Genomic DNA, 24,659 nt, shown 5'->3' on the forward strand with positions numbered 1-24,659 from the left:
CGGGCGGACGTGGCGGAACTGGCAGACGCGCTGGACTTAGGATCCAGTGGGTTTCCCGTGTGGGTTCGACTCCCACCGTCCGCACCAAAAGTTTAAGAATAAATCCTTTCGTTAATTTTACGAAGGGATTTTTTTATAGCCTTGACAAATCCTTATAATTAATTCATACTATTTAGAAGTAATTTTTATGCCGGAAACTTAGCCGATAAAAGGTATTTAAGTTATTAAGTTTTAAGATATACAGTCAGTATATTAACCAGGGCTAAAAGCCCTGGTATTTTGTGTTGTGTTTAATTGGCATGGCAGGATATATGTATTAAGGCGTAGAATAAAAACTTGTTATTGCAGATGGTTTTTGGTTACAATAGATAGTAGAATGCTATCTGGTAAATTTATGAAGTAATAATTATCTAATTAAGTTAAGGGGGAGCAAGTAAGTAATGAAAGCAACTGTAGAGAAGCTGGAAAAAAACGAGGTAATGTTAGAAATACAGGTCGAAGAAGAAAAGTTTTCCAAATCAATACATAAAGCTGCTAAAAAAATCTCCAAACAAGTTAACATCCCCGGCTTTCGCAGAGGTAAAGCGCCTAAGGTAATTGTTGAACGTTATGTGGGCAAGGATGTTTTAATTCAGGAAGCGGTAGAGGATATTTTCCCCGGTGCTTATATGGAAGCACTTAAGCAAACCGAAATTTCTCCTATTACTGAGCCTACAATATCAGATATTCAGGCTGAGGAAGGCAAACCGCTGGTGCTTAAGGTTAAACTGGCTGTGAAACCGGAAGTTAAATTAGGTGAATATAAGGGCTTTGAGATTAAGAAACCTTCGACAGAAGTAACCGATGAAGATGTTCAGCGTGAATTGGAAAATATGCAAAACCGTTATGCCCAACTGGTAAGTGTTGAAGACGGTGAAGTTCAAGAAGGAGATACCGCGATTATTGATTTTACCGGTTATAAAGACGGTGAGCCCTTTGAAGGTGGGCAGGCCGAGAACTATTCTTTAGTGATTGGCTCCGGCATGTTTATTCCCGGATTTGAGGAACAATTGATTGGCATGAAGGCGGGAGAAGAAAAGGAAATTAACGTTACTTTCCCGGAAGATTATCATGCTGAAGAATTAGCCGGAAAAGAAGTTGTTTTTAAAGTTAAGGTAAATGAAATTAAACGCAAAAAACTAAGTCCGCTGGACGATGAATTTGCTAAAGATGTCAGTGAATTTGATACTCTTGAGGAATTAAAAGCCGATATTATGAATAAGTTAAAGGAAGCTAAGGAACAACAGGCTAAATCTGCAGTAAGTCGGGAAACAGTGAAAAAAGCAGTAGAAAATGCCGAGGTTGAAATTCCGGACGTAATGATTGAAAGACGTTTGGACGAAATGATTACCAATATGGAAAACAGACTGCGCACTCAAGGTATTTCCCTGGAGCAGTACCTAAAATACACTAATACTGATATAAATGAGTTGCGTGAAAAAATGAGAGACGATGCTGCTGCCGGAGTGCGTCAAGATTTAGTGCTTGAAGCTATTGCCAAAGCAGAGGGGCTGGAGGTTACTGACGAAGAAGTTGATGAAGATATTGCTGCGATGGCACCGCAATTTGGCAAAGAACCGGCAGAATTGAAACTGGCTTTGGAGTCCGTTGGTGACTTGTCTATTATTAAAGAAGATATTCTCAGAAGAAAAACGGTAAATTATCTAACTGAACAAGCTAAAATAGTTAATGAATAAAATTTGCACTATAGAGGCAGTATCAGAATATGATTGAATAGGAACTAGGAGGGGAAAAATAATTGTCATATTTAGTTCCGATTGTAGTTGAGCAAACCAGTCGCGGTGAGCGCTCTTATGACATATATTCCCGACTGCTGAAAGACAGGATTGTATTTATCGGGGGACCGATAGATGACAATGTTGCCAATCTGGTCATTGCCCAACTTCTATTTTTAGAAGCTGAAGATCCGGAAAAAGACATTCACCTCTATATTAATTCACCCGGCGGTATAGTTACTGCCGGAATGGCCATATACGATACGATGCAATATATTAAGCCGGATGTATCAACAATTTGTCTTGGTCAGGCAGCAAGTATGGGTTCATTTTTACTGTCAGCCGGCACACCGGGTAAGCGATTTGCACTGCCCTACTCGCGAATTATGATTCACCAGCCGCTGGGCGGTGTACAGGGGCAGGCTACTGATATAGACATTCATGCCAAAGAGATTCTGCGGATGAAAGATATTTTAAATCAGTTGCTGTCTAAACACACCAAACAGCCGCTGGAGAAAGTTGCCAGAGATACCGAACGTGATTTCTTCATGTCAGCAGAGGAGGCCCGAGAATATGGCCTTATTGATGAGGTGATCACTGTACGGAAGAAATAAAAAAGAGGTGAAACAATGTTTAACGATAAAGGCCAGTTAAAGTGTTCTTTCTGCGGCAAGCTGCAAGATCAGGTTAAAAAGCTTGTAGCCGGGCCAGGCGTTTATATATGTGATGAATGCATTGAGCTCTGTAATGAGATCATCGAAGAAGAGCTCAATGAAGATTTGGGTTTAGATATCGGCGAGATCCCAAAACCGAAGGAAATCAGAGCTATTTTAGAACAATATGTTATTGGCCAAGACGAAGCAAAAAAAGCTTTGGCTGTAGCCGTTTACAATCACTACAAGCGAATTAATTTAGGCGGCAAAATAGATGATGTTGAGCTGCAAAAGAGCAATATCGTGATGCTGGGGCCGACGGGCAGCGGCAAAACCTTGCTTGCGCAAACATTGGCGCGGCTGCTCAATGTCCCCTTTGCTATCGCCGATGCCACTTCACTGACTGAAGCCGGCTATGTCGGTGAGGATGTAGAAAATATTCTTTTAAAATTAATTCAAGCTGCAGATTATGATGTGGAAAAAGCGGAAAAGGGCATTGTGTACATTGATGAAATTGATAAAATTGCCCGCAAGTCGGAAAACCCTTCCATTACCAGGGATGTATCCGGCGAAGGTGTACAGCAGGCTTTGCTGAAAATTCTTGAGGGCACGGTGGCCAGTGTTCCGCCGCAAGGGGGGCGCAAGCATCCACACCAAGAATTTATTCAGCTTGATACTACTAATATTTTGTTTATCTGCGGCGGGGCATTTGACGGTATTGAAAAAATCATCCAAAATCGTATCGGCAAGAAGACCATGGGGTTTGGTGCAGATATAAAAGCCAAAGGAGAACAAAAAATTGGCGATATCCTAAAACATGTACTGCCTGAAGACCTGTTAAAGTACGGTTTGATACCGGAATTTGTCGGTCGGCTGCCGATTATTGTCACTTTGGATGCATTAGACGAAGATGCTTTAGTTAGAATACTTACCGAACCGAAAAACGCCCTTACCAAACAGTATATGAAGTTATTCGAGCTGGACGGTGTTGCCTTGGAATTCCAGCAAGATGCACTGCGGGCAATAGCAAAAGAGGCGTTAAAGCGTGATACCGGTGCCCGAGGGCTGAGAGGGATATTGGAAGACATCATGCTAGACATAATGTATGACATTCCCTCCCGAGAGGATATTTCTAAGGTAATCATAAGCAAAGAATGTATTTACAAAAAGGAGCCGCCGATTATCATTACATCTACCGATAGAAAAAAGAAAAAAGAAGAAACGGCATAGCAAAAATAAATCTTCCCGAAAAATAATTCGGGAAGATTTATTTTTACCTACTGCCATTGCCTTACTTTAAGTAACAGCTAATGGATAATTTATACAAATTAGAGTAATAATACTACCTAACATTTAATAGCAAAAAGTGCAGAAATGCTTAAATTTTAGCAAGGGGGTTATTTTTGTGCAAGAGTTTGGCTTTGGCAGTATTTTTATGTTTGTGCAGTTTTTTTTTGCTGTAGTTATTGGCTTGTACTTTTGGAATTTGTTAAAGACACAGCAAAGCAATAAAAGTGCTGTTGAACGGGAATCAAAAAAAGAAATGGAGAAGTTAAAGCAGCTAAGGGCCATTGCTTTAACGGAACCGCTGGCCGAAAAAACCCGGCCCACAAGTTTTGAGGAAATAATCGGACAGGATGAAGGTTTAAAATCGCTGCGGGCAGCCCTTTGTGGGCCCAATCCCCAACATGTTATAATTTACGGGCCTCCCGGGGTTGGCAAAACCGCTGCTGCCCGCATAGTATTAGAGGAAGCTAAAAAAAATCCTGTTTCACCCTTTAAAGAAAATGCTAAATTTGTGGAGATAGACGCCTGTACTGCCCGGTTTGATGAACGGGGAATTGCCGATCCCTTAATCGGTTCAGTGCATGATCCGATTTATCAAGGAGCGGGGCCGCTGGGCATGGCCGGCATTCCCCAGCCTAAGCCGGGGGCGGTAACCAAAGCGCATGGAGGTCTGCTTTTTATTGATGAGATTGGTGAACTGCATCCGGTACAAATGAATAAGCTATTAAAGGTGCTGGAGGATCGCAAAGTATTTTTGGAAAGTGCCTATTACAGTTCGGAGGATACTAACATTCCGCAGCACATCCATGACATATTTCAGAACGGTCTGCCGGCTGATTTCCGTTTGGTGGGAGCGACTACCCGTACACCCGATGAAATTCCGCCGGCTATCCGTTCTCGCTGCTTAGAGATATTCTTCCGGCCCCTTTCCAGCGAGGAAATAGGTATTATTTCCGCCAATGCAGCTAAAAAAATAGAAATGCCGATGCAGCAAGGTGCGTTGGAGGTTATTAAGCGGTATGCCACCAACGGCCGGGAAGCAGTAAATATAGTACAAATTGCTGCCGGTATTGCCATTACCGAAGGACGTAAAGAAATACTGGTGAGCGATATTGAATGGGTGATCCACAGCGGCCGTTATTCGCCGCGCATGGATAAAAAAGTACCGGATACTCCACAGATCGGTGTAGTCAATGGCTTGGCGGTATACGGGCCGAATCTGGGGACAATTTTAGAAGTGGAAGCCAGTGCCATTCCTGCCGCTAAAGGTCAGGGTAAGTTGACCGTCACCGGCATTGTAGAAGAAGAAGAGGTGGGCGGCAGCGGACGGACAATGCGGCGAAAAAGCATGGCTGTCGGTTCGGTAGATAATGTGCTTACTGTTCTAAGACGAACCATGAATGTTGATTGCCGCGATTATGACATTCACGTTAATTTTCCGGGAGGCGGACCGATTGACGGCCCGTCGGCCGGTGTGACGATAGCGACAGCAGTGTACTCTGCAATTAAAGGGATACCGGTGGATAACAAAGTGGCCATGACCGGTGAAGTGTCAATCCGCGGTTTGGTTAAACCGGTAGGGGGAATAGTGGCCAAAGTAAATGCCGCCCGGCAAGCGGGAGCTAGCAAGGTTTTTATCCCCAAAGAAAACAACCAAAAATTATTTTCTGAAATGAAGGACATAAAAGTTGTTCCGGTAGAGAAATTAGAAGAAGTAATCCAAGGTGCACTGCTGTATCCGGCTATTGAAGAGAAAGCGAGCCGCGTGAATAATCCCGTTGAAGTGTTAACGGCGTCATCGCTGCTCAGTGGAAAAATGATGTCTAAAACATAGATTTTAGCCTATCCCAAGCTAACTACTGCAAATATTAAAATAAATCTTTTTATTGCTTATTAGTATCAGCTATTGCTTTATTTTCTGTTTTAATAATATTTATAGTTATGGCGGGCGGTAGTTTGATATGATAGAATAACTTTACGATTGCAATTAAAAAGCACCAAGTCATTGACATTATTTGCTTAGGGAGGTGCAAGTGATGAAGACTACTGAACAGGTATTACCAATGCTGCCATTAAGGGGTATTTTGGTATTTCCTTATATGGTTATTCATCTTGATGTAGGCAGAGAGAAGTCGGTGCAGGCAATTGAAGAAGCAATGATCCAGGATCGTCTGGTGTTTTTGGCTGCCCAAAAAGATGCTCAAACCGATGAACCTACAGAAGATGATATTTACACTGTCGGCACCATTGCAGAAGTAAAACAACTGTTAAAACTTCCCGGCGGCACCATTAGGGTGTTAGTAGAAGGCATTAGCCGGGCGAAGATTTTAGAGTATTTGGCTTTTGAACCTTACCTGAAGGTAAGACTGGAGCGGTATCATGAGGATTACGAAAAAGATAACGAAATAGAAGCTTTGATGCGCAATTTAGTTTATCAATTTGAACAGTATGTCAAGCTATCAAAGCGCATACCGCCGGAAACGGTTGTTTCCGTGGTTAATATAGAAGAGCCGGGGCGCTTAGCTGATGTTGTGGCTTCTCACTTAACAATGCGTGTTGAAGATAAACAGCGGATAATAGAAGCGATCGAAATAGTACCGAGACTGGAAAAGCTGTGTGCAGTTTTGGCCAAAGAGCTGGAGATTGTGGAACTTGAGCGCAAGATTAATATCCGTGTGCGCAAGCAGATGGAAAAGAACCAAAAAGAATACTACTTGCGCGAACAAATGAAGGCCATACAAAAAGAACTGGGAGATAAAGATGATCGCGCGGCAGAAGCGGAAGAGCTGCGTGAACGCATTGGCAAACTAAAGCTGCCTAAAGAGATTGAAGAAAAGGCCCTTAAAGAGGTGGAGCGCTTAGAAAAAATGCCGCCCATGGCTGCGGAGGCAGCGGTAGTACGCAATTATGTTGAATGGCTTTTATCGCTGCCTTGGACGAAGTCTACCCGCGATCGCTTAGATATTAAGGCGGCTGAGAGGATCTTAGAAGAGGATCATTATGGATTGCGCAAACCCAAAGAAAGAATAATCGAATATTTGGCGGTTCGAAAGCTGGCCAAGAAAATGAAAGGGCCTATTTTATGCCTGGTTGGACCTCCGGGGGTGGGCAAAACTTCGCTGGGTCGCTCAGTGGCCAGGGCATTGGAGCGTAAGTTTGTGCGTCTGTCACTGGGCGGTGTGCGTGATGAAGCGGAAATTCGTGGACACCGTCGTACATATGTAGGTGCCATGCCGGGACGAATCATTCAGGGAATGAAAACTGCCGGCACCAAAAACCCGGTATTTTTACTTGATGAGATCGACAAAATGAGTCATGATTTTCGCGGTGATCCGGCATCGGCGCTTTTAGAAGTACTTGATCCCGAACAAAACAACGCATTCTCTGATCATTACATTGAAGTTCCCTTTGATCTCTCCAATGTAATGTTTATTACTACCGCCAATAATATGTACAGTATCCCCCGACCCCTTTTGGATCGGATGGAGATCATTGAAATTTCAGGTTATACGGAAGAAGAAAAGGTGCAAATTGCTATGCGGCACTTGCTGCCCAAGCAAATTAAAGAACATTCGCTGCCGGAAGGATCGGTGACTATCTCCGAAAATACCATTCGCAAGGTGATTCAAGAGTATACCAGGGAATCCGGTGTGCGCAACTTAGAACGAAACATTGCCACCCTGTGCAGAAAGGCAGCTAAGCAAATTGTAGAAGATAAAGATAAGAAAGTAAGAATTACCCCACAAAACCTGTCAAAATATTTAGGAATTCCCAGATATCGTCACAACATTGCCGAAAAGACCGATGAGGTAGGACTGGTTACCGGTTTGGCCTGGACGGAAGTGGGCGGTGAAACCCTCAACATAGAAGTGACGACTTATAAAGGCAAAGGAAAGCTAACTCTTACCGGTAAGCTTGGCGATGTGATGAAGGAATCGGCGCAAGCAGCCTTTAGTTATGTGCGCAGCCGGGCAGATGAATTGCAGATAGATCCCGCCTTCTTTGAAAATTACGATGTGCACGTGCATGTTCCTGAGGGGGCCATACCTAAAGACGGCCCTTCTGCCGGCATTGCAATGGCTACTGCCTTGGCATCGGCTATTACCGGCCGCAAGGTGAGATGTGACGTTGCAATGACCGGGGAAATTACGCTGCGGGGCAGGGTGCTGCCAATCGGCGGTGTCAAGGAGAAAGTTTTGGCAGCGAGAAGAGCGGGCATTAAAACGGTAATTTTGCCATTGGAAAACAAAAAGAATATGGAAGAAGTGCCGAACAATGTTAAAGGGAAGATGGAATTTAAATTTGTTGAACATATGGACAGCGTATTAGAAATAGCTTTGCTTCCGAAAGAAACCGAACTGCATGCCAAGCCAACTGCCGGAGATGCTTCTGAGCTGCCCTTTCCTCCCACACCGCAGGTAGAAGAAGTGCAACAGGGAGGAACAATAATACCTTCATGAAAATTGTATCTGCCAAGTTTGTAACCAGTGCGGCTAACCCCAAAGGATACCCCGATAGTAATTTGCCGGAAGTGGCTTTTGTCGGTCGCTCTAATGTAGGGAAGTCTTCTTTGATCAATATGCTGGTTAGTCGCCGTTCCCTTGCCCGAACCGGCAACACACCGGGACGCACGCAGTTAATAAACTTTTTTCTGGTTAATGAAAAGTTTTATTTAGTGGATTTGCCCGGTTACGGCTTTGCCCGGGTGCCGCAAAAGGTAAAGGAAAAATGGGGCCAAATGATTGAAGGTTACTTAGCTAAGCGGGACAATTTGCGCGGCGTGGTGATGCTGGTTGACGCCCGTCACGACCCTACCGCTTTAGATCGGCAAATGTATCAATGGCTTTGTTACTATAATCTACCGACTGTAGTGGCCGTTACCAAAACCGATAAATTATCTAAAAGTCAAAATATCCGGCAGCAGCAACGCATCAAAAAAGCATTGGCCATACAAGATCAGCACTTCCTGGTAGCAACATCGGCTAAAACCGGTGCAGCAAGGGAGGAATTGCTGCAAATAATTGAAAATTGGGTTTCGGATTAAAATGTAAAGGGCAGGGGTTTAAATATCCTGCCCTTTGTTATTTTTGCCGCGGGATGGGTGAGATTTTTCTTTAATAGAATTTTTCTGCTTAATCTGGAAAATACTAACCGAGAAATTACTCTGGGAGTGAATTTATGACTACGGTTAGTGCATTGACACTGGACGGCGGGAAAATATCACCGCGTCAGCTGCTGTTTATTCTTATCACTGTCATTATTTCCACCGCTGATATTTTTTTACCCGCCATTGTAGCTCAGCTGTCGGGACGGGATGCTTGGATTTCCGTTTTGCTTGCCACTGTTGAAGCGTTAGTAGTGGCTGCGGTGGCGGTAGCACTGTCTTTACGCTTTCCCAACAAAACCTTTGTGCAAATCAGTCAAATTGTACTTGGCAGGTGGCCGGGTTGGTTTTTGGCCCTGTTTTTTATCGCCGGGTTTTATTTTATCTTTACCGTTAACACCGTTGCTCAGTTAGGGATTATCCTAAGAGCTGCCTTTATGCCTTTTACACCGATTTTGGTTTTTAATGCGGTAATCGTTGCCGTTGCCGCTTATGCCGTTTACCATGGGATTGAAACCATTGCCCGGCTTACCGAACTGTTAATGCCCGTTGGCATCGGTGTGTTGTTATTAGTGGGTTTAATGATTTTACCGGAAGTGAATTTAGAGTATTATCTACCTATTTTGGAAAACGGCGTCAGCCCGGTATTAACCGGCTCACTGAGAATGCTGCCCTTTTTAGGGGAAGTAGTCATTATTATGATGTTGATGCCCTATGTTAACCAACCCCAAAAAGCAGCCGGTATCGTTTTTTTAGCCCTGGTTTTATTGGGATTGCTTTTTTTAGTCGGCGTTTTGGCTATTGGCGTGTTTGGCGCCAGGCAAACAACGACCCTTACCTTTCCCGCATTAGACATGGTTCGCTACATTGAAATAGGTGAATTCTTAGAGCATTTAGATGCCATCGTTATGACCGTTTGGATCAGCGGTATCTATATTAAAATAACAGTGAGCTATTACATCACTTGTATCGGTATTGCCCAGCTGGCTAATTTAAACCGCTATCAGAAGTTAATTGTGCCCATTGGAATAATCATTGCCAGCGCTTCCATTGCTTGGCTTGGAGATATGGCCACTATACTGAAGGGCATAACCTATTCTTGGCCCAGTCAAGGATTGCTCTTTGAATTGATGATACCGTTATTTATGCTGCTGCTTGCCGCAGCCCGCAAGCTAAAGGAAAACGCAGGAAGTAAAAACGCGGCCGGTATACAGAAGAAAAACTAGTGGGCAAAAAGGTATTTAATATACTGCCGGTTAAGGCCGGGCTTGGGTTTTTGTTGGTCTTCCGGTACGTAATGAACTTGCTGGATTGCTTTCCGGGCAAACCGGTCGGTTACCGCCTTGCTGTAAGAAACTTTGTTTACCAATTCACCGGCATTGTCTACTGCCCGGTAAAGGTTATCGTAACTTGCCTTGTTAACCAACGGTTTTTTCGACCACAGGTCTGTTTTTTGATACCTTTCAATTATTGAAACCAGAAGGCGGTGGTCATAATCAGGGAAAAAATTTTTCACTGCGGCCGCTATTTCTTCCGCGCTGTGATCATTCATCCACTGCTGGGCATAGTAAAGGCCGTTTACCAGTTTTTGTACTTCCTCGTGGTGGCTGTCAAGGTAGCTGCGGTCAGTAAGATAAACCGCCCCCGGCATTTCGCCCGCTGCCTTCCCCAGTGCAACTACCGCTTTTCCTAAACCTTCCCTTTCCAATTTGCTGACTTCCGGTTCTTCAACCACAATAAAGCTGCCGGTTCCGGATTTAAAGGTACCTGGGCGCAGATTAAAGGGTAAATTTTCAATGACATTGACATTCCAATTTGGAGAAATTTCATTGGCTCTTAACAGATGCTCTAATATTAAGCTGGTGTCTTCTGTGGGAAAGCCGGAGATAATAGTGCGCCCTTTAACCTCTTCCCATTGAAAGTTGTCGACCAGCTTTTGGCGGGCAAACAAAAATGCTCCGTCACGCTTGGTAATTTCCGCAATTATTGTTGGTATTGGCCCCTTTTTTGGGGGTCCGGTTAAAATTGCCTGCCCCGGACTGCAAATAACCACATCGGCCTTTTTTTCCTCTAACAGGCGGTGTGCTTCCTTACCGGGCTGAACGGCGCTTAACCTGACCTCTATGTTTTGATCGGCAAAAAATCCTAGCTGCATGGCCAGATAATGGGGAATAAACAGCGGTGTTCTCCTTTCTTCTACAATATTGATGACCGGGATTGTTTCAGCTTTTTGATTTTTGTTCAGTATGTATCCGGTGTAAGCCAACCCACTGAGTGCAACCAGCAAAACTAAAGCGAAGATTAGCTTTTTTCTCATTTTTTTGTTTCCCCCTTGCCGGAAATATCCTCATATAATTCTATTAAGTTAAAAAAATTTAATGATAAATTTTGAGGTTGTCCGCATGAATAGCTTTAAGCATGCATATTTATTTATTGATAATTTTTCCGGCAAAGGGGGTAGCACAGCCTAATGAAAAAGTTGACGGTATTAAAATGGAATCCGCCACTGGGGGGAAAAGGCGAAAAATCATTTCAACCGGGAGCGGTTTTGCTCGGTGTTTTGTGGGCAGTCAGCATCAGCATTGCGGTGCTGGTTGTTTTAGGATTATACATCATGATCAGCAGATATCCCGTTTACCATCTTTCATTGGTAATTAGTTTAATGACCCTGCTCACCGTACTGCTGGGCGGGACAGTTTGCGGGGCCACGGCCAATCGTTTCGGATTGTTGCACGGCATTTTAGTGGGCTTAATTTACTCGTCTATATATCTTGCTTTTTTATGCTGGTGGAATATATCCTTATTAAAGCTAAGTTTATTGCTAAATATACTGCCGCTTTTATTGGCCGGCGGTATAGGCGGGGTAATCGGCGTAAATCTTTCCGCCGTCAAAAGAAGAGAAACTTTGAGAATGAAACACTGACCGCCGTCTGACTGCGGTTGACATTGTTGTACAAAATCAGTAATATAATGGGTGTAAAATTATATATGGCCAGTAGCGTTGAAGGGGAGGAGTTGCGCCTTTAGGCCACAGAGAGGGAGGTTCCAGGCTGAAAAACTTCCTGCCGAAACCGCAAACTTGTAGCCCCGGAGCTGTTAGGTTGAACATTCAGTAGACTTAACCGGGTTAGCCCGATACAGCTGTTAAAGGGTCAGCGTGAAAAGTGATCACGCTGAAAGTAAGGTGGTACCGCGAAGCTCTCTTTCGTCCTTGCACACGAAAGGGGGTTTTTTTATTAACTTACCTTAACTACGGCCTGATCTGACCGCCAATATTGACCACTGACAAAAGGAGGATATCAATGTCAACCGAACTGCCAAAAGTATACAATCCCCGAGAAGTGGAAGACAAGTGGTATCAACACTGGGAAGAAAAGAAATATTTTCACGCCGAAGTAGACAAAAAGCGGCAACCTTTTTGTATTGTCATGCCTCCGCCGAACGTTACCGGGCAGCTACATATGGGACATGCCCTCGACAATACGCTGCAGGATATTTTAATTCGCTGGCGGCGGATGCAGGGTTATAATACTTTATGGCTGCCGGGGACCGACCACGCCGGCATTGCCACCCAGGCCCGAGTGGAAGAACAGCTGGCTAAAGAGGGCACGAACAAATATGAACTGGGACGGGAAAAGTTCTTAGAACGAGTATGGGAATGGAAAGAGCAGTATGGCAACCGTATTACCACCCAACTGCGCAAGCTGGGGTCTTCATGTGACTGGGATCGGGAGCGCTTCACAATGGATGAAGGCTGTTCCGATGCGGTAAAAGAAGTGTTTATCCGCCTTTATAACCAGGGATTGATTTATCGCGATTACTATATCACCAATTGGTGTCCCCATTGCAGCACCACTATTTCGGATATTGAAGTGGAGCATAAAGAAATACCCGGTCATTTATACCATATTAAATACCCCTTTAAGGACAATCCTGATGAATATATGGTCATTGCCACTACCCGTCCGGAAACAATGCTGGGAGATGTGGCGGTAGCCGTTCACCCTGAAGATGAGCGCTATCAGCATCTGGTAGGCCGCACTTTGATTTTGCCCTTAGTGGGCCGGGAAATACCGGTGATTGCAGACGCTTATGTTGATCCTGCTTTTGGTACCGGCTGCGTAAAAATTACACCCGCTCACGATCCCAATGACTTTGAAATCGGCAAGCGTCACAAGCTGCCGCAAGTGCAGGTGATTGACAAGGAAGGACGCATGAATGCTCAAGCCGGTGAAAAATATCATGGCCTGGATCGGCATGAATGCCGGAAGCAAATTGTTAAAGATTTGGAAGCAGCCGGTCTTTTATTAAAAATAGATGAACATGCTCACGCGGTAGGCCATTGTTACCGCTGCGACACGATCATTGAGCCGATGTTTTCTAAACAGTGGTTTGTCAAAATGAAGCCGCTGGCTGAGCCGGCTATTGAGGCGGTAAAAAAAGGTAATATCCGCTTTGTACCTGAAAGATTTACCAAGATTTATTTAAACTGGATGGAAAACATTCGGGATTGGTGTATTTCGCGCCAGCTGTGGTGGGGTCATCGCATTCCCGTTTATTACTGCCAGGATTGCGGTGAAATGATTGCCGCCAAAGAAAGGCCGGAAAAGTGCCCCTGCGGCGGAAAGCTGGAGCAGGATCCGGATGTGCTGGATACTTGGTTTTCATCTGCCCTCTGGCCCTTTTCAACACTTGGCTGGCCGAAAAAGACCGCTGAACTGGAGCATTTCTACCCTACTTCGGTATTGGTGACCGGCCGGGATATTATCTTTTTCTGGGTGGCCCGCATGATCTTTTCCGCACTGCATAATATGCAGGAAGTTCCTTTTAAAGAAGTATTTATTCACGGGTTGGTACTGGATGCTCAAGGCCGAAAAATGAGTAAGTCACTGGGCAACGGTGTGGATCCGCTGGAAGTAATTGAAAGCCACGGGGCGGACAGTTTGCGCTTTATGTTGGTTACCGGCAACACGCCGGGTAATGATCTGCGCTTCCACTTTGAACGTTTAGACGGGGCGAGAAACTTTGCCAACAAACTTTGGAACGCTTCCCGCTTTGCCCTGATGAATTTAGAAGACTATGACGAAAATGCGGAAGCGGACAAGCTTACCCTTGCTGATCGCTGGATATTAAGCCGCTATCAAAAAGCGGTGGAAGAAGTGACCTCTTATTTAGAACGCTATGAACTGGGAGAAGCGGCCCGGGTATTGTATGAATTCAGCTGGAGTGAACTGTGCGACTGGTACATTGAGCTGATTAAGCCTAGGCTTTATGGCAAAACCACACCGGAAGATCGAAAAGTAGCCCAACACACCTTGGTGACGGTGCTGCGCGGCACAATGGAACTTCTGCATCCCTTTATGCCCTTTATCACGGAAGAGATTTGGCAGCATTTGCCTCATCAGGGGGAAACTATTATGTTACAGCCCTGGCCGGAATACAATGCCGAGCTGCGCAACTTAGATGCGGAAAACGCTATGGCGCTGTTAATGGATACAATTACGGAAATAAGGCGGATTAGGGGAGAAATGAAAGTTCCGCCCGGTAAAACCGCAGAGGCAATTTTGATTTCCCCGGACAAAAATAACCGTAACTTGCTGATAAAAAACGCTGCTTATGTAGAAGAACTGGCCAACTGTGTAATTAAGGTTGTTGAGCAAATGCCTGATAAGCCGCAGCAAGCGGCAGTCGGCGTTGCCCGCGGTGTGGAGCTAGTGGTACCCTTAAAAGGACTGATTGATTTTGAAAAAGAAATTGCCCGTTTAAACAAAGAACTGAAAAACATTGAAAAAGAGTTAAGCCGGGTTCAGGGTAAGCTAAACAATCAAGGGTTTTTAGCAAAAGCCCCGCAAGAAGTGATTGAAAAAGAACGGGCTAAAGAAAGCGAACTTTTAGAAAAACAGGCTGCCCTGTCCGCACGCTTGAAAATGCTGCAGTAAGGGGTGAGGTAGATGGCTTTAAAGTGGCACACGGAGCTAAAAAAGGAAAGTGAAAAATTTGTGGGTTCAATTAGCATGACATTAAGTGTAGTAGTGGAGAAGGATAATGAAGAAAACCGCTATTATGCACTGACACCGGACCTGCCGGGATGTGCAACCATTGGTGCTACCCCGCAAGAGGCGTTGGAAAACATGCGGCTGACAATTCAAGAATGGCTGATGAAGGAATAACAAAGGGTTAATGATGAACTATCAACAAGCGATTGATTATCTTAAAAACCTAACCAAGTTTGGCGTCAATTTGGGTTTAGGGCGGATTACCGAGCTTCTAAGGCGGCTTGGTAATCCGCATAAGAAATTACAGGTCGTTCATGTGGGAGGCACCAACGGTAAAGGTTCTACCACGGCGATGATTGCTTCCCTTTTGCAGGCAGCCGGATATAAAGTAGGGGTATTTACCTCACCCCATCTGCATCGCTACACTGAACGCTGCCGCATTAACGGGCAGGAAATTGCCGAGGGGGACGTTGCCCATTTAATTACCTATTTGAAGCCACACTTAGACAGCATGGTGAAAGAAGGCCATGAACACCCGACCGAGTTTGAGGTTAGCACCGCAATGGCCTTATTGTATTTCTGTAAACAGCAGGTGGATTATGCCGTGCTGGAAGTGGGCCTTGGCGGAGAGATTGATTCTACCAACGTAGTCCACCCTAAGGTAGCTGTAATTACCAATGTCAGCTGGGATCATATGGAATATCTTGGCCATAGCTTAACTGATATTGCCCGGGTTAAGGCCGGCATTATCAAGCCCGGCGTGCCTGTTGTTACCGCTGCAGAACAACCGGAAGTGCTAAAGGTAATTAAAGAAGTTTGTATGAAACACTCCGCTCCGCTGACAGTGGTGGGGCAGGACGTTACTTGGCAAGATGTTAATATTGATGCCGGTGTTACCGGGCAGTATTTAACCGTTCACGGTCGATTAAATGAATATGCCCATATCCTGCTGCCGTTATTAGGAGAACATCAAAAAATTAATGCCGCAACTGCCGTGGCGGCAGTGGAATGTTTAGGAATCAATCTTACGCCGGATATTGTCCGTCAGGGTTTTAAAAAAGTTGTGTGGCCGGGAAGATTTGAAGTGCTTACCGGTCAGCCGACGATAATACTGGACGGCGCCCACAATGTTGGCGGGGCGAAGGTTTTAATGCAGTCATTAAAGCAGTATTTTCCCGACAGACGCATAGTTATGGTGTTGGGTATGCTGGCGGATAAAGAACGGGAAAAGGTGATAGATATTTTGCTGCCACTGGTGTCTGCGGCAGTGATAACCAAGCCTAACTCACCCCGTGCCGGCGATTGGCGGCAGCTTGCGCATTGGGCGGAAAAATATGCCCTTGTTTTTACCTGTGAGCAAATTGTCGATGCCGTAAAGAAGGGGTTGGAGTTAGCGGGCCCAAAGGATGTGCTTTGTATTACCGGTTCGCTGTATATGTTGGCTGAGGCAAGAGAATATTTGTTGTCTACATAAAATAAACCTCTCCTACCAATAATAAACATGGGTTATTATTTGGAGGGGTTTTTTCTTTTATGGCCAAAGAAACACTGAAAAAATTGTTGGGTCGGATGCCGAAATTTAAGAAAACACTGAGTACAAAAAAACCGGCACAAATTCCGGCTGACCCCATTGAACATACTTTTCAGGCCGCAGAGCTTGCAGATATAAACGTAAGCAGCCGACTGGACATAAACGTCGATGCCCTTCGCACCATCATGGCCGGCAACAGTGATTTTGTACTGCGCCAATTTGCTATCGGTCCGGAGGGCAAGTTGCAGGCGGCTGTTGCTTATCTGGACGGAATGACAGACAGCGATATGCTGCACAAAACGGTTTTAAAGCCGTTAATGAACAATCAAAATACAGCGGTCAACGGCCCGGACGGGAGCGTATCTTTTGATCACATAGTCAACAGCCTGTTAGTGGCGGCTGATTTGCGCATTGTTGAGGATTACAAACAGATCATGTCCGGCCTTTTGTACGGTGATGCCGTCGTACTGGTAGACGGGCACAAAAAGGCCTTGCTGGTGAGCATTAAGGGATTTAATACCAGAGCGGTTTCCGAACCGGTGTCAGAGGGTTTGGTGCGCGGGCCGCGGGAAGGTTTTACCGAAAGCCTGCGCACGAACACGGTGCTGGTGAGAAGGAGGGTGCAGTCTCCGAATTTTATTATTGAGCAAATGACCATTGGCCGGGTTGCGAATACCAACGTCGCCATCGGCTATGTGCGGGGGATAGTGGACCCTAAGTTAGTAGAAGAGGTAAAAAAGCGGCTCAGCCGCATACAAATTGACGGCGTGTTGGAAAGCGGCTACATAGAAGAGTTAATTGAGGATTCTCCCTTGTCTCCCTTTCCGCAAGTGAACAATACCGAGCGGCCGGACCGGGTGGCTCAGGCAGTAATGAGTGGGCGGGTGGCTATTTTTACCGATAATACACCTTATGTATTGATTGTACCGGCAGAGTTTGTATCTTTTATGCAATCCCCGGAGGATTATTACGGGCGTTATATCCTCGGCTGTTTTGTCCGCTGGCTGCGCTACTTTGCATTGCTGGTTTCGCTGCTGTTGCCGTCACTTTATATTGCGGTCACCACCTTCCACCAAGAGATGATTCCCACACCGCTGTTGGTGAGGATTGCCGCCAGCCGGGAAGGAGTGCCCTTTCCGGCCTTAGTGGAAGCTTTATTAATGGAAGTAACTTTTGAACTGTTGAGAGAGGCCGGTTTGCGCCTGCCCCGCCCGGTGGGGCAGGCAGTGAGCATTGTCGGGGCACTGGTAGTAGGTGAAGCCGCGGTGTCCGCCGGGGTAGTTTCCCACCTTATGGTGATTATTGTGGCTACTACCGGGATTGCCTCTTTTGTTAATCCGTCTTTCAACATGGCAATTTCTATGCGCATCCTGCGCTTTCCTTTGATGTTTTTAGCCGGCACATTGGGCTTGTTTGGCGTGATGGCCGGGCTTTTGATGATTTTGGTGCATATGTGCAGTTTGCGCAGTTTTGGCGTGCCTTATATGGCGCCGCTGGCACCCTACCATCGGTCAGGCATGAAAGATGTCTTTATCCGTGCCCCGATTTGGGCCCTGCAGAGACGACCGGCTGAGCTGGCTAAAGCTAATCCCTACCGCATGGGGCCGGATATGAAGCCCGGACCGTGGCAAAATGAGCGCGGCAAGGAGGGGGAAAGGGAAGGAAATGAAGACAGCCAAAGCAATACTGCTTGGGAAGCTGAGATGATGGACAGGGAGTTCAGCCAGCACGAGGGGGAACAGAGGCATGAGCAAGTTGATTGTTCCGGTACACAATCTGATCAACAAAGTAAGACTAAAAGAGAAGGTAAAAAAAGACGTGCCCATCGTACCCATAAAAAGAAATAGGTTGATTTGCGTTTTAATGCTGCTGATTGTTATGTGCACGCAAACTTCATGCTGGGACAAAGTAGAAATCGAACGATTGGCCATTGTAACCACGATTGCTGTAGAACGGGCGGAAGACGGCAATTATCTGGTTGCTTTACAAGTAATTAATCCCCAGGCGTTAGCCGGCGGAAACAGTGCCGGTATGGGGGGAGGTGGCGGCGGCGGGCAGGTAGAAGCTTACCGCAATATTTCCGACAGCGGCAAAACAATATTTGAAGCGGTAAGAAAAATGAATGCCGCCATTCCTCGGGAATTGTATTTTTCCCACAATCAGCTGATAATTATTTCAGATAAAGTGGCCCGGGAAGGCATTGGGAGTATCATAGACTTTTTTGATCGCAACCCGCAAATCCGCCGCAACAACTATGTGTTAATTTGTGAAGAAAGCAATGTGGAATTAAACAGACTGCTTAATATTGATAACCCATTAGAAGTTTCCCTTTCCAATCGCATTGTCGGGATAATCAAAGAACAAGACCGGATTCCGATATACGCTATCACTCAGCTCGGTGACTTTTTGGAACTTTTATCAAAACGCGGTGCAGACGCATATACTGCCGGTGTTACCATTGCTACCAACCCGGCTGCTGTTGAAAGTGTCGGGGGTGGGGGGGATTCCGGCAGATACCAGGAAAAAGGAGAGGAAATTTACCTCCGCCGTACAGCAATATTTGATGAAGACAAAATGGTGGGTTGGCTTGACGAAAATGAATCCCGGGGGCTATTGTGGGTGCGGGAAGGTTTAAACGGCGGTATTTACAATGTGGATATTGACCAGGCGGATGGTGAAATTGCTTTGGAGGTGAGAGAAAACCGCTCGCAACTAAAGCCGTATATTTCCGAGGACGGACGGATAATCATGCAGATTAATATTAAAGCGTCAGCGCGGGTGAATGAGGTACATCCTTACCTTGATTTATCGCAGCCGCAAAACATCACCAAGCTGGAAAAATCTTTGTGTAAAGCGATTAAAAGGGATGTTTTGCAGGCCATAAAAACCGCTCAGCATTATAGTTCCGATGTCTTTGGCTTTGGTGCGGCCATACATCGCCGCTATCCTGAATACTGGAGGCAAATCCACAATCAGTGGGACGAAGTTTACCCGGAAGTAGAAGTAGAAATTAATGTTGAATGTAAGGTGTATGGTACCGGTTTGGTATCAAGACCGCTTAAGCCAATGGAGTGATTAGGAGGAAGTTATGCTTGTTGTCGTGCTTGGCTTGTTTTTTGCCGTCGTAATAACCCTTCAGGTACGGGATATGATTAAGAAAGAACTTTGGCGGGAATTAATAACTTATGGTATATTAATGATATTAGCCGTAGCTCTGAGCATTGGCGTTGCCCTTGACATTAAACTGCCCAACCCGCAGTTGGCGGCGGCTGAAAAGGTGTTTATTCCGATTACCCGCTATTTAGACTCCTTATTAACTAGAATTTAACATTTTGTTAATATAATTTGCTTTTCAGAATGGGGATTTATTATTATAATAGTAAAGGATGACAAGGCTAATAGTATTTGTGAAAAATAATATATAATTATAGTTATATAAAACTAGAAAGTGAGGCCACTTAGGTGAAAGCATTAAAGATACCTGAAGCGACGGTTACCAGGCTGTCGATATATTCGAGGTTTTTAAAACGTTTGGATAAAAAAGGAGTTACCACGGTTTCCTCGGGCGAAATCGCCGAAGGCGTTGGTGTAAGCCCGGCCCAAGTACGTAAGGACTTGGCTTATTTTGGCGAATTTGGCACGAGGGGTGTAGGCTACAACGTTAAGGATTTAATTCGTTATACCGTTAAAATATTAGGATTAACCGAACCATGGAACTTAATCTTGGTTGGTGCCGGTAACATGGGTTCCGCATTGGTTACTTATCGCGAATTTAAAGATCGAGGTTTTAATATTGTTGCAGTTTTTGATAATGATTTAACCAAGATCGGTAAAAATATTGCCGGTGTGAAGGTACAGCCGTTGGAAGAAATGCCTGAGGTAATTAAGGAAAAAAACGTGCGCATAGGAATTATTGCCGTGCCGGCCCGTGCCGCCCAAGAAGTAGCGGATCTGTTTGTTAAAAACGGAATTGCCGGAATATTGAATTTTGCGCCGATAGCTTTGAATGTACCTGAAGGTATAGAAGTGCGCAATGTAGACTTGTCTGTAAAGCTGGAGATATTGACATTTAACCTGACATTGAAAGAAGATAATTAACCATTTGCGGGGTGATAAATTCACCCCGTTAATATTTTCCAAAACAATATTTGATAAAACAAGAAGGGAAAAACAATTTCTTATCTAATAATTTTTGGAGTATAAATTTGTTTTGATTTATTATAACTTGTCTGTATTTGATGGTAGTGATAAACTTACTTTATGACGGTATGCGGAGGCAACTATGGCGAAGATGTTGGGTGGAGCTAAAAGCCCGCTGGTTTTATTACTGCTTTTGCTTGCCGGCGGGGTAGCCGGCAGTGCGGTCGGGGCTGCGGTAGCTCCTACTTTTCCCTTTTTAAAAAATTTTATCGATACCGGTTTACAAACCATTGGCGTTAATTTAGGCTTTTTTAGCTTTAATTTTAGCATTTATCTACAAGTCGGGCCGGTTACTGCCTTCGGTTTGATTTTAGGTTATTTGGCTTACCGGAAACTTTAGGAGGGGGTTTTTCTTTGGCGCTGATTTTAGCTTCTTCTTCACCAAGGCGTCGGGAACTGCTGCAAAACCTTGGGCTTGATTTTGAGGTTGTGATTGAACCCGTTTCAGAAGACATTCCGCAAGGCTTAGAACCGGCCAAGGCTGTTGAGATTTTAGCTGAAAGAAAAGCCCGGGCGGTGGCCAAACAACGGAATGAAGGTTTGGTCATTGGCTCTGATACTATCGTTGTTTATCAGAATAAGATATTAGGTAAACCGCAAAATGAGGCCCATGCCAGGGAAATGCTGATTACATTGCAGGGCAAATGCCATTTTGTGTACAGTGGGTTGGCGGTAATAGACTGTCAAAGCGGTAAGTCTGCCGTTACCCATCAGTGCACAAAAGTTAAGTTTAAGCCTCTCAGTGAAGATGAAATTGATGCCTACATAGCTACCGGCGAGCCTTATGGCAAAGCCGGAGCATATGCCATTCAAGGATTGGGTGCAATTTTTGTAGCGGGTATTGATGGGTGCTACAGTAACGTGGTTGGTTTGCCTTTAGAACGCTTAGCCTACCTACTAAAAAAGTTTAATTATGACGTACTAAAAAAGAGCCGCCTGTCGTGTAGATAGTATGTGTTTGGCGAGGGATGGCGCTTTGAAGTACCTTACTTTGAAAGAATTGCCGGCGGAAATAAGACCTAGGGAGCGGCTTTTGACCAGCGGTGCCGGCTCACTGTCTAATGTTGAACTATTGGCAATTATCATCAGAACGGGAACCAAGAATGCTTCTGCTATAGATTTAGCAGAAAGATTGTTTGCCGAGTTTAAAGATCTCGCCGGTTTAATGCAGGCTTCAATTGAAGAGTTGGCTGCGGTGAAAGGAATTGGACAAGTTAAGGCCGTGCAGATAAAAGCGGCACTGGAACTGGGTAAAAGGTTAATGCTTTTGCCGCCGGCCGAAAGATTAACCATTCGCACACCGGATGATGTTGTCGGACTGGTGATGGACAATATGCGCCATCTTGATCGGGAACACTTTTGCGCCTTGTTATTGAATACCAAAAACCAAGTGCTTTCACTGGAAACAATCAGTATCGGTACACTTAGCTCATCAATGGTTCATCCGCGCGAACTTTTCAAAGCAGCCATCAAAAAGAGTGCCGCTGCTGTGATTATTATTCATAATCACCCAAGCGGCGATCCCACACCCAGTAAAGAAGATATCAGCATTACCAAACGGATTGTTGAAGGCGGCGAAATTTTGGGGATTTCAGTCTTAGATCATTTGATAATTGGAGATAATAAGTTTGTCAGCTTGAAGGCAAAGGGATTTATTTAGAAAGAATTTGACGGAAGGGGCCAAACAATGCGAATTGGTTTTTTATCCAAAGATATGGGTATTGATTTGGGTACCGCCAACTCTTTGGTATACGTAAAAGGAAAAGGTATTGTTTTAAAAGAACCGTCTGTAGTGGCCATTCAAAAAGAAACGGGCCAAATATTGGCGGTGGGCGAAGAAGCCAAACAGATGATTGGGCGTACGCCCGGTAATATTGTGGCCATAAGACCGATGAAAGACGGTGTGATCGCCGATTTCGATACTACCCAAAGCATGATTAAGTATTTTATCAACAAAGCACTGCGTAACCGGACCTTTTTAGTAAAACCGCGGGTAGTGATTAGTGTTCCTTCAGGGGTTACGGCAGTGGAAGAACGTGCTGTGCGCGAGGCGGCGCTACAAGCAGGGGCACGTGAGGCCTATTTAATTGAAGAGCCGATGGCTGCCGCCATCGGAGCCGGTTTGCCGGTGCATGAACCTACCGGCAACATGATTGTGGATATTGGCGGCGGCACCACTGAGGTAGCGGTTATTTCCCTGGGCGGTATTGTCACCAGCCGCTCGATACGGGTAGCGGGAGATGAAATGGATGAGGCAATCATTCAACATGTTAAGCGTGCCTATAACTTAATGATTGGTGAGCGTACCGCTGAGCAAATTAAAATAGAGATTGGTACCGCTTATCCGCTGCAAACAGTGGAGAGTTATGAAATTCGGGGTCGGGACTTGGTCAGCGGTCTACCCAAAACAATAACTGTTACTTCTGAAGAAATATATAAAGCATTATCGGAACCGGTAGCCAGTATTTTGGAGGCAATTAAGGTGACATTGGAAAGAACCCCGCCGGAGTTGGCAGCGGACATTATGGATCGGGGGATTATGATGGCCGGCGGCAGTTCACTGTTGTGCGGTTTAGACCGCTTGATTAGCGAACAAACCGGTATGCCTGTTCATCTGGCAGAAGAACCTTTGGTTGCCGTTGCTTACGGTGCAGGTAAGGTGTTGGAAAACATTGATGTATTAAAACGGGTATTAATACAACCCAAAAAGCTGGCATAGTGAAGGTGTGTTTTGATTGTCCCGTCCTAGAGGTTTAGATTTTAAAAAGTTGATATTGTTAGTGACACTGGTTGTGATTGTAATTTATGTAATTAAATTGACATCACTTGGGCGCGGTCAGTTGACACCGTTGGAAACGGCCATTAAAGACGGTTTGGCGCCGCTGCAAAAAGTTACCATGAGTTTCAGCCACGGCATAAAAAACGGTGTGTCTTATTTTACCTCACTAGGTAGCCTTAAAGAAGAAAATGAAGCTTTAAAAGAAGAAATCAGACAGCTTCGCAACGAGCTTAAACGGGCGGAAGAATATAAACGGCAAAATCAGCAGTTGAAACAAATGCTGAACTATCAAGAGTTTAATATTGATAATTATGAATTAATGAGCGCCTCCGTTATCGGCCGTGATCCCGGAAACTGGTTTGCTACCGTTACCGTTAACCGCGGTGAAGCAGACGGTGTGCAGCCTGACATGACGGTAGTTGTTCCCGAAGGATTGGTTGGCAGAATTGTGGCCGTATCTAAGCATACCGCTGAGGTGCTGCTCATTACCGATCCGCGCAGCGGTGTAGGTGCGATGCTGCAAGCTTCCGGAATGCCGGGCATTATAGAGGGGATTACCAATAGCAGCGGCACCCTGAGAATGGTATATTTGCCTAAAGATGCACCGGTTAGAGCCAAGCAAGTGGTTGTAACTTCAGGTATGGGGGGAATATTCCCTAAAGGACTGAGAATAGGAGAAGTGATTGATGCGGCAAATGATCCTTCCGGTTTGTTTAAAGTGGCTAATGTTAAGCCCTTTGTAGATTTTAGAACACTGGAAGAGGTTTTTATTGTCACTGCGGTATACAAGCCGGAAGTAAATCTTTCATTGGAGGGTACCGATTAATTGCGTGCTGTTTTATTGTTATTGATCTTAGGGGTGGCTTTGGTTTTACAGGCCACCGTCTTTGATTTTATCAGGATATTAGGAGCAAAGCCGGACTTAGTGATGATTATGGCCGTGTTGTATGGCTTTATTTACGGTTCCCGCGAGGGGGCTTATTTTGGCTTCTTAAGTGGCTTGCTGGTTGATTTTTCGGTTGGGCATTATATTGGCTTTAATGCACTGGCCAATATGGGTGCAGCATATGCCGGTGGTCTGGCGGAGGCCAAGTTATATAAAGAAAATTCCCTTATTGCTGCCTTTGTGGTGTTGTTAAGCACTATTGCCGGACAAACCATTTGTTACCTTTTGCTTTTAATAATCGGTATTCAAGTTTCCCCGATTAACGGTTTTTTACAGGTGATTTTTCCGGTGGCTTTGTACAACACAATTTTAACTCCGCTGGTGTATGAGTGGTTTTACCGCTCCAATACCAGAGGTCTTTTGAGAATGCGGGAGATGTAAGGGCGGT

Annotated in this window: 22 protein-coding genes, 1 tRNA gene and 1 other annotated feature; of the genes, 22 read left to right on the top strand and 1 reads right to left on the bottom strand. The window is 45.1% G+C overall.

Features of this window, described 5'->3' with window-relative positions:
* Positions 1-3 precede the first annotated feature (3 nt).
* The 8 genes from ACZ5NG_RS01015 to ACZ5NG_RS01050 all read left to right on the top strand — a co-directional run bounded on the left by ACZ5NG_RS01015 (position 4) and on the right by ACZ5NG_RS01050 (position 10,045).
* Positions 4-87: transfer RNA gene (locus ACZ5NG_RS01015), tRNA-Leu, on the top strand.
* 353 nt (positions 88-440) lie between these two features.
* Complete coding sequence (tig, locus tag ACZ5NG_RS01020; protein WP_464252172.1) at positions 441-1,736, top strand: trigger factor; 1,296 nt, start codon at positions 441-443, stop codon at positions 1,734-1,736.
* A 62-nt stretch (positions 1,737-1,798) separates the two neighbouring features.
* Entirely contained in the window at positions 1,799-2,389 is a 591-nt protein-coding gene (gene clpP / locus ACZ5NG_RS01025) for an ATP-dependent Clp endopeptidase proteolytic subunit ClpP (protein ID WP_464252173.1), read from the top strand.
* Between the two features lie 15 nt (positions 2,390-2,404).
* A complete protein-coding gene (gene clpX, locus ACZ5NG_RS01030; RefSeq protein WP_464252174.1) occupies positions 2,405-3,658 on the top strand; it encodes an ATP-dependent Clp protease ATP-binding subunit ClpX in 1,254 nt (417 codons plus the stop codon).
* Between the two features lie 205 nt (positions 3,659-3,863).
* Entirely contained in the window at positions 3,864-5,549 is a 1,686-nt protein-coding gene (gene lonB / locus ACZ5NG_RS01035; protein ID WP_464253087.1) for an ATP-dependent protease LonB, read from the top strand.
* A 202-nt stretch (positions 5,550-5,751) separates the two neighbouring features.
* Entirely contained in the window at positions 5,752-8,175 is a 2,424-nt protein-coding gene (gene lon / locus ACZ5NG_RS01040; RefSeq protein ID WP_464252175.1) for an endopeptidase La, read from the top strand.
* Complete coding sequence (gene yihA, locus ACZ5NG_RS01045) at positions 8,172-8,759, top strand: ribosome biogenesis GTP-binding protein YihA/YsxC (RefSeq protein ID WP_464252176.1); 588 nt, start codon at positions 8,172-8,174, stop codon at positions 8,757-8,759. The genes lon and yihA overlap by 4 nt, the downstream gene beginning before the upstream one ends.
* A 134-nt stretch (positions 8,760-8,893) precedes the next feature.
* Positions 8,894-10,045, top strand: a complete 1,152-nt coding sequence (locus ACZ5NG_RS01050) for a GerAB/ArcD/ProY family transporter (RefSeq protein ID WP_464252177.1) — start codon at positions 8,894-8,896, stop codon at positions 10,043-10,045.
* Here the strand turns inward: ACZ5NG_RS01050 and ACZ5NG_RS01055 are convergent.
* On the bottom strand, positions 10,042-11,136 hold the full coding sequence (locus tag ACZ5NG_RS01055; RefSeq protein WP_464252178.1) for an ABC transporter substrate-binding protein: 1,095 nt from the start codon (positions 11,134-11,136) through the stop codon (positions 10,042-10,044). The genes ACZ5NG_RS01050 and ACZ5NG_RS01055 overlap by 4 nt on opposite strands.
* 153 nt (positions 11,137-11,289) lie before the next feature.
* On the opposite strand from ACZ5NG_RS01055, the gene ACZ5NG_RS01060 reads away from it, so the two are divergent.
* The 14 genes from ACZ5NG_RS01060 to mreD all read left to right on the top strand — a co-directional run bounded on the left by ACZ5NG_RS01060 (position 11,290) and on the right by mreD (position 24,652).
* Complete coding sequence (locus ACZ5NG_RS01060; protein WP_464252179.1) at positions 11,290-11,742, top strand: TIGR04086 family membrane protein; 453 nt, start codon at positions 11,290-11,292, stop codon at positions 11,740-11,742.
* Between the two features lie 69 nt (positions 11,743-11,811).
* Positions 11,812-12,035, top strand: a binding site (T-box leader).
* A gap of 86 nt (positions 12,036-12,121) precedes the next feature.
* Positions 12,122-14,758, top strand: coding sequence for a valine--tRNA ligase (locus ACZ5NG_RS01065; protein WP_464252180.1), 2,637 nt, complete (start codon positions 12,122-12,124; stop codon positions 14,756-14,758).
* A 12-nt stretch (positions 14,759-14,770) separates the two neighbouring features.
* On the top strand, positions 14,771-14,989 hold the full coding sequence (locus ACZ5NG_RS01070) for a type II toxin-antitoxin system HicB family antitoxin (protein ID WP_464252181.1): 219 nt from the start codon (positions 14,771-14,773) through the stop codon (positions 14,987-14,989).
* A 10-nt stretch (positions 14,990-14,999) separates the two neighbouring features.
* Positions 15,000-16,289 carry a bifunctional folylpolyglutamate synthase/dihydrofolate synthase gene (locus tag ACZ5NG_RS01075; RefSeq protein ID WP_464252182.1) on the top strand — a complete coding sequence of 430 codons (1,290 nt, stop codon included), beginning with the start codon at positions 15,000-15,002 and terminating at the stop codon, positions 16,287-16,289.
* 59 nt (positions 16,290-16,348) lie between these two features.
* Positions 16,349-18,193 carry a spore germination protein gene (locus ACZ5NG_RS01080; protein WP_464252183.1) on the top strand — a complete coding sequence of 615 codons (1,845 nt, stop codon included), beginning with the start codon at positions 16,349-16,351 and terminating at the stop codon, positions 18,191-18,193.
* On the top strand, positions 18,093-19,421 hold the full coding sequence (locus ACZ5NG_RS01085) for a Ger(x)C family spore germination protein (RefSeq protein WP_464252184.1): 1,329 nt from the start codon (positions 18,093-18,095) through the stop codon (positions 19,419-19,421). The genes ACZ5NG_RS01080 and ACZ5NG_RS01085 overlap by 101 nt, the downstream gene beginning before the upstream one ends.
* A 13-nt stretch (positions 19,422-19,434) precedes the next feature.
* Positions 19,435-19,674 carry a hypothetical protein gene (locus ACZ5NG_RS01090; protein ID WP_464252185.1) on the top strand — a complete coding sequence of 80 codons (240 nt, stop codon included), beginning with the start codon at positions 19,435-19,437 and terminating at the stop codon, positions 19,672-19,674.
* A gap of 134 nt (positions 19,675-19,808) precedes the next feature.
* Positions 19,809-20,444, top strand: a complete 636-nt coding sequence (locus ACZ5NG_RS01095; RefSeq protein WP_464252186.1) for a redox-sensing transcriptional repressor Rex — start codon at positions 19,809-19,811, stop codon at positions 20,442-20,444.
* A gap of 184 nt (positions 20,445-20,628) precedes the next feature.
* Positions 20,629-20,886: a DUF4321 domain-containing protein gene (locus ACZ5NG_RS01100; protein WP_464252187.1), complete on the top strand. Its 258-nt coding sequence runs from the start codon at positions 20,629-20,631 to the stop codon at positions 20,884-20,886.
* Positions 20,887-20,900: 14 nt separating this feature from the next.
* The gene (locus tag ACZ5NG_RS01105; protein ID WP_464252188.1) at positions 20,901-21,497 is read left to right on the top strand and encodes a Maf family protein; all 597 of its coding nucleotides are present in this window, start codon (positions 20,901-20,903) and stop codon (positions 21,495-21,497) included.
* 1 nt (position 21,498) lies between these two features.
* Entirely contained in the window at positions 21,499-22,206 is a 708-nt protein-coding gene (gene radC, locus ACZ5NG_RS01110; RefSeq protein ID WP_464252189.1) for a RadC family protein, read from the top strand.
* Positions 22,207-22,233: 27 nt separating this feature from the next.
* Positions 22,234-23,265 (top strand): rod shape-determining protein, encoded by a 1,032-nt coding sequence (locus tag ACZ5NG_RS01115; protein WP_464252190.1) that lies wholly within the window; start codon positions 22,234-22,236, stop codon positions 23,263-23,265.
* Positions 23,266-23,281: 16 nt separating this feature from the next.
* The gene (mreC, locus tag ACZ5NG_RS01120; RefSeq protein ID WP_464252191.1) at positions 23,282-24,151 is read left to right on the top strand and encodes a rod shape-determining protein MreC; all 870 of its coding nucleotides are present in this window, start codon (positions 23,282-23,284) and stop codon (positions 24,149-24,151) included.
* The gene (mreD, locus tag ACZ5NG_RS01125) at positions 24,152-24,652 is read left to right on the top strand and encodes a rod shape-determining protein MreD (protein ID WP_464252192.1); all 501 of its coding nucleotides are present in this window, start codon (positions 24,152-24,154) and stop codon (positions 24,650-24,652) included. It begins immediately after the preceding gene.
* Positions 24,653-24,659 lie beyond the last annotated feature (7 nt).

It is taken from the genome of Desulfovectis peckii, from assembly GCF_055391705.1.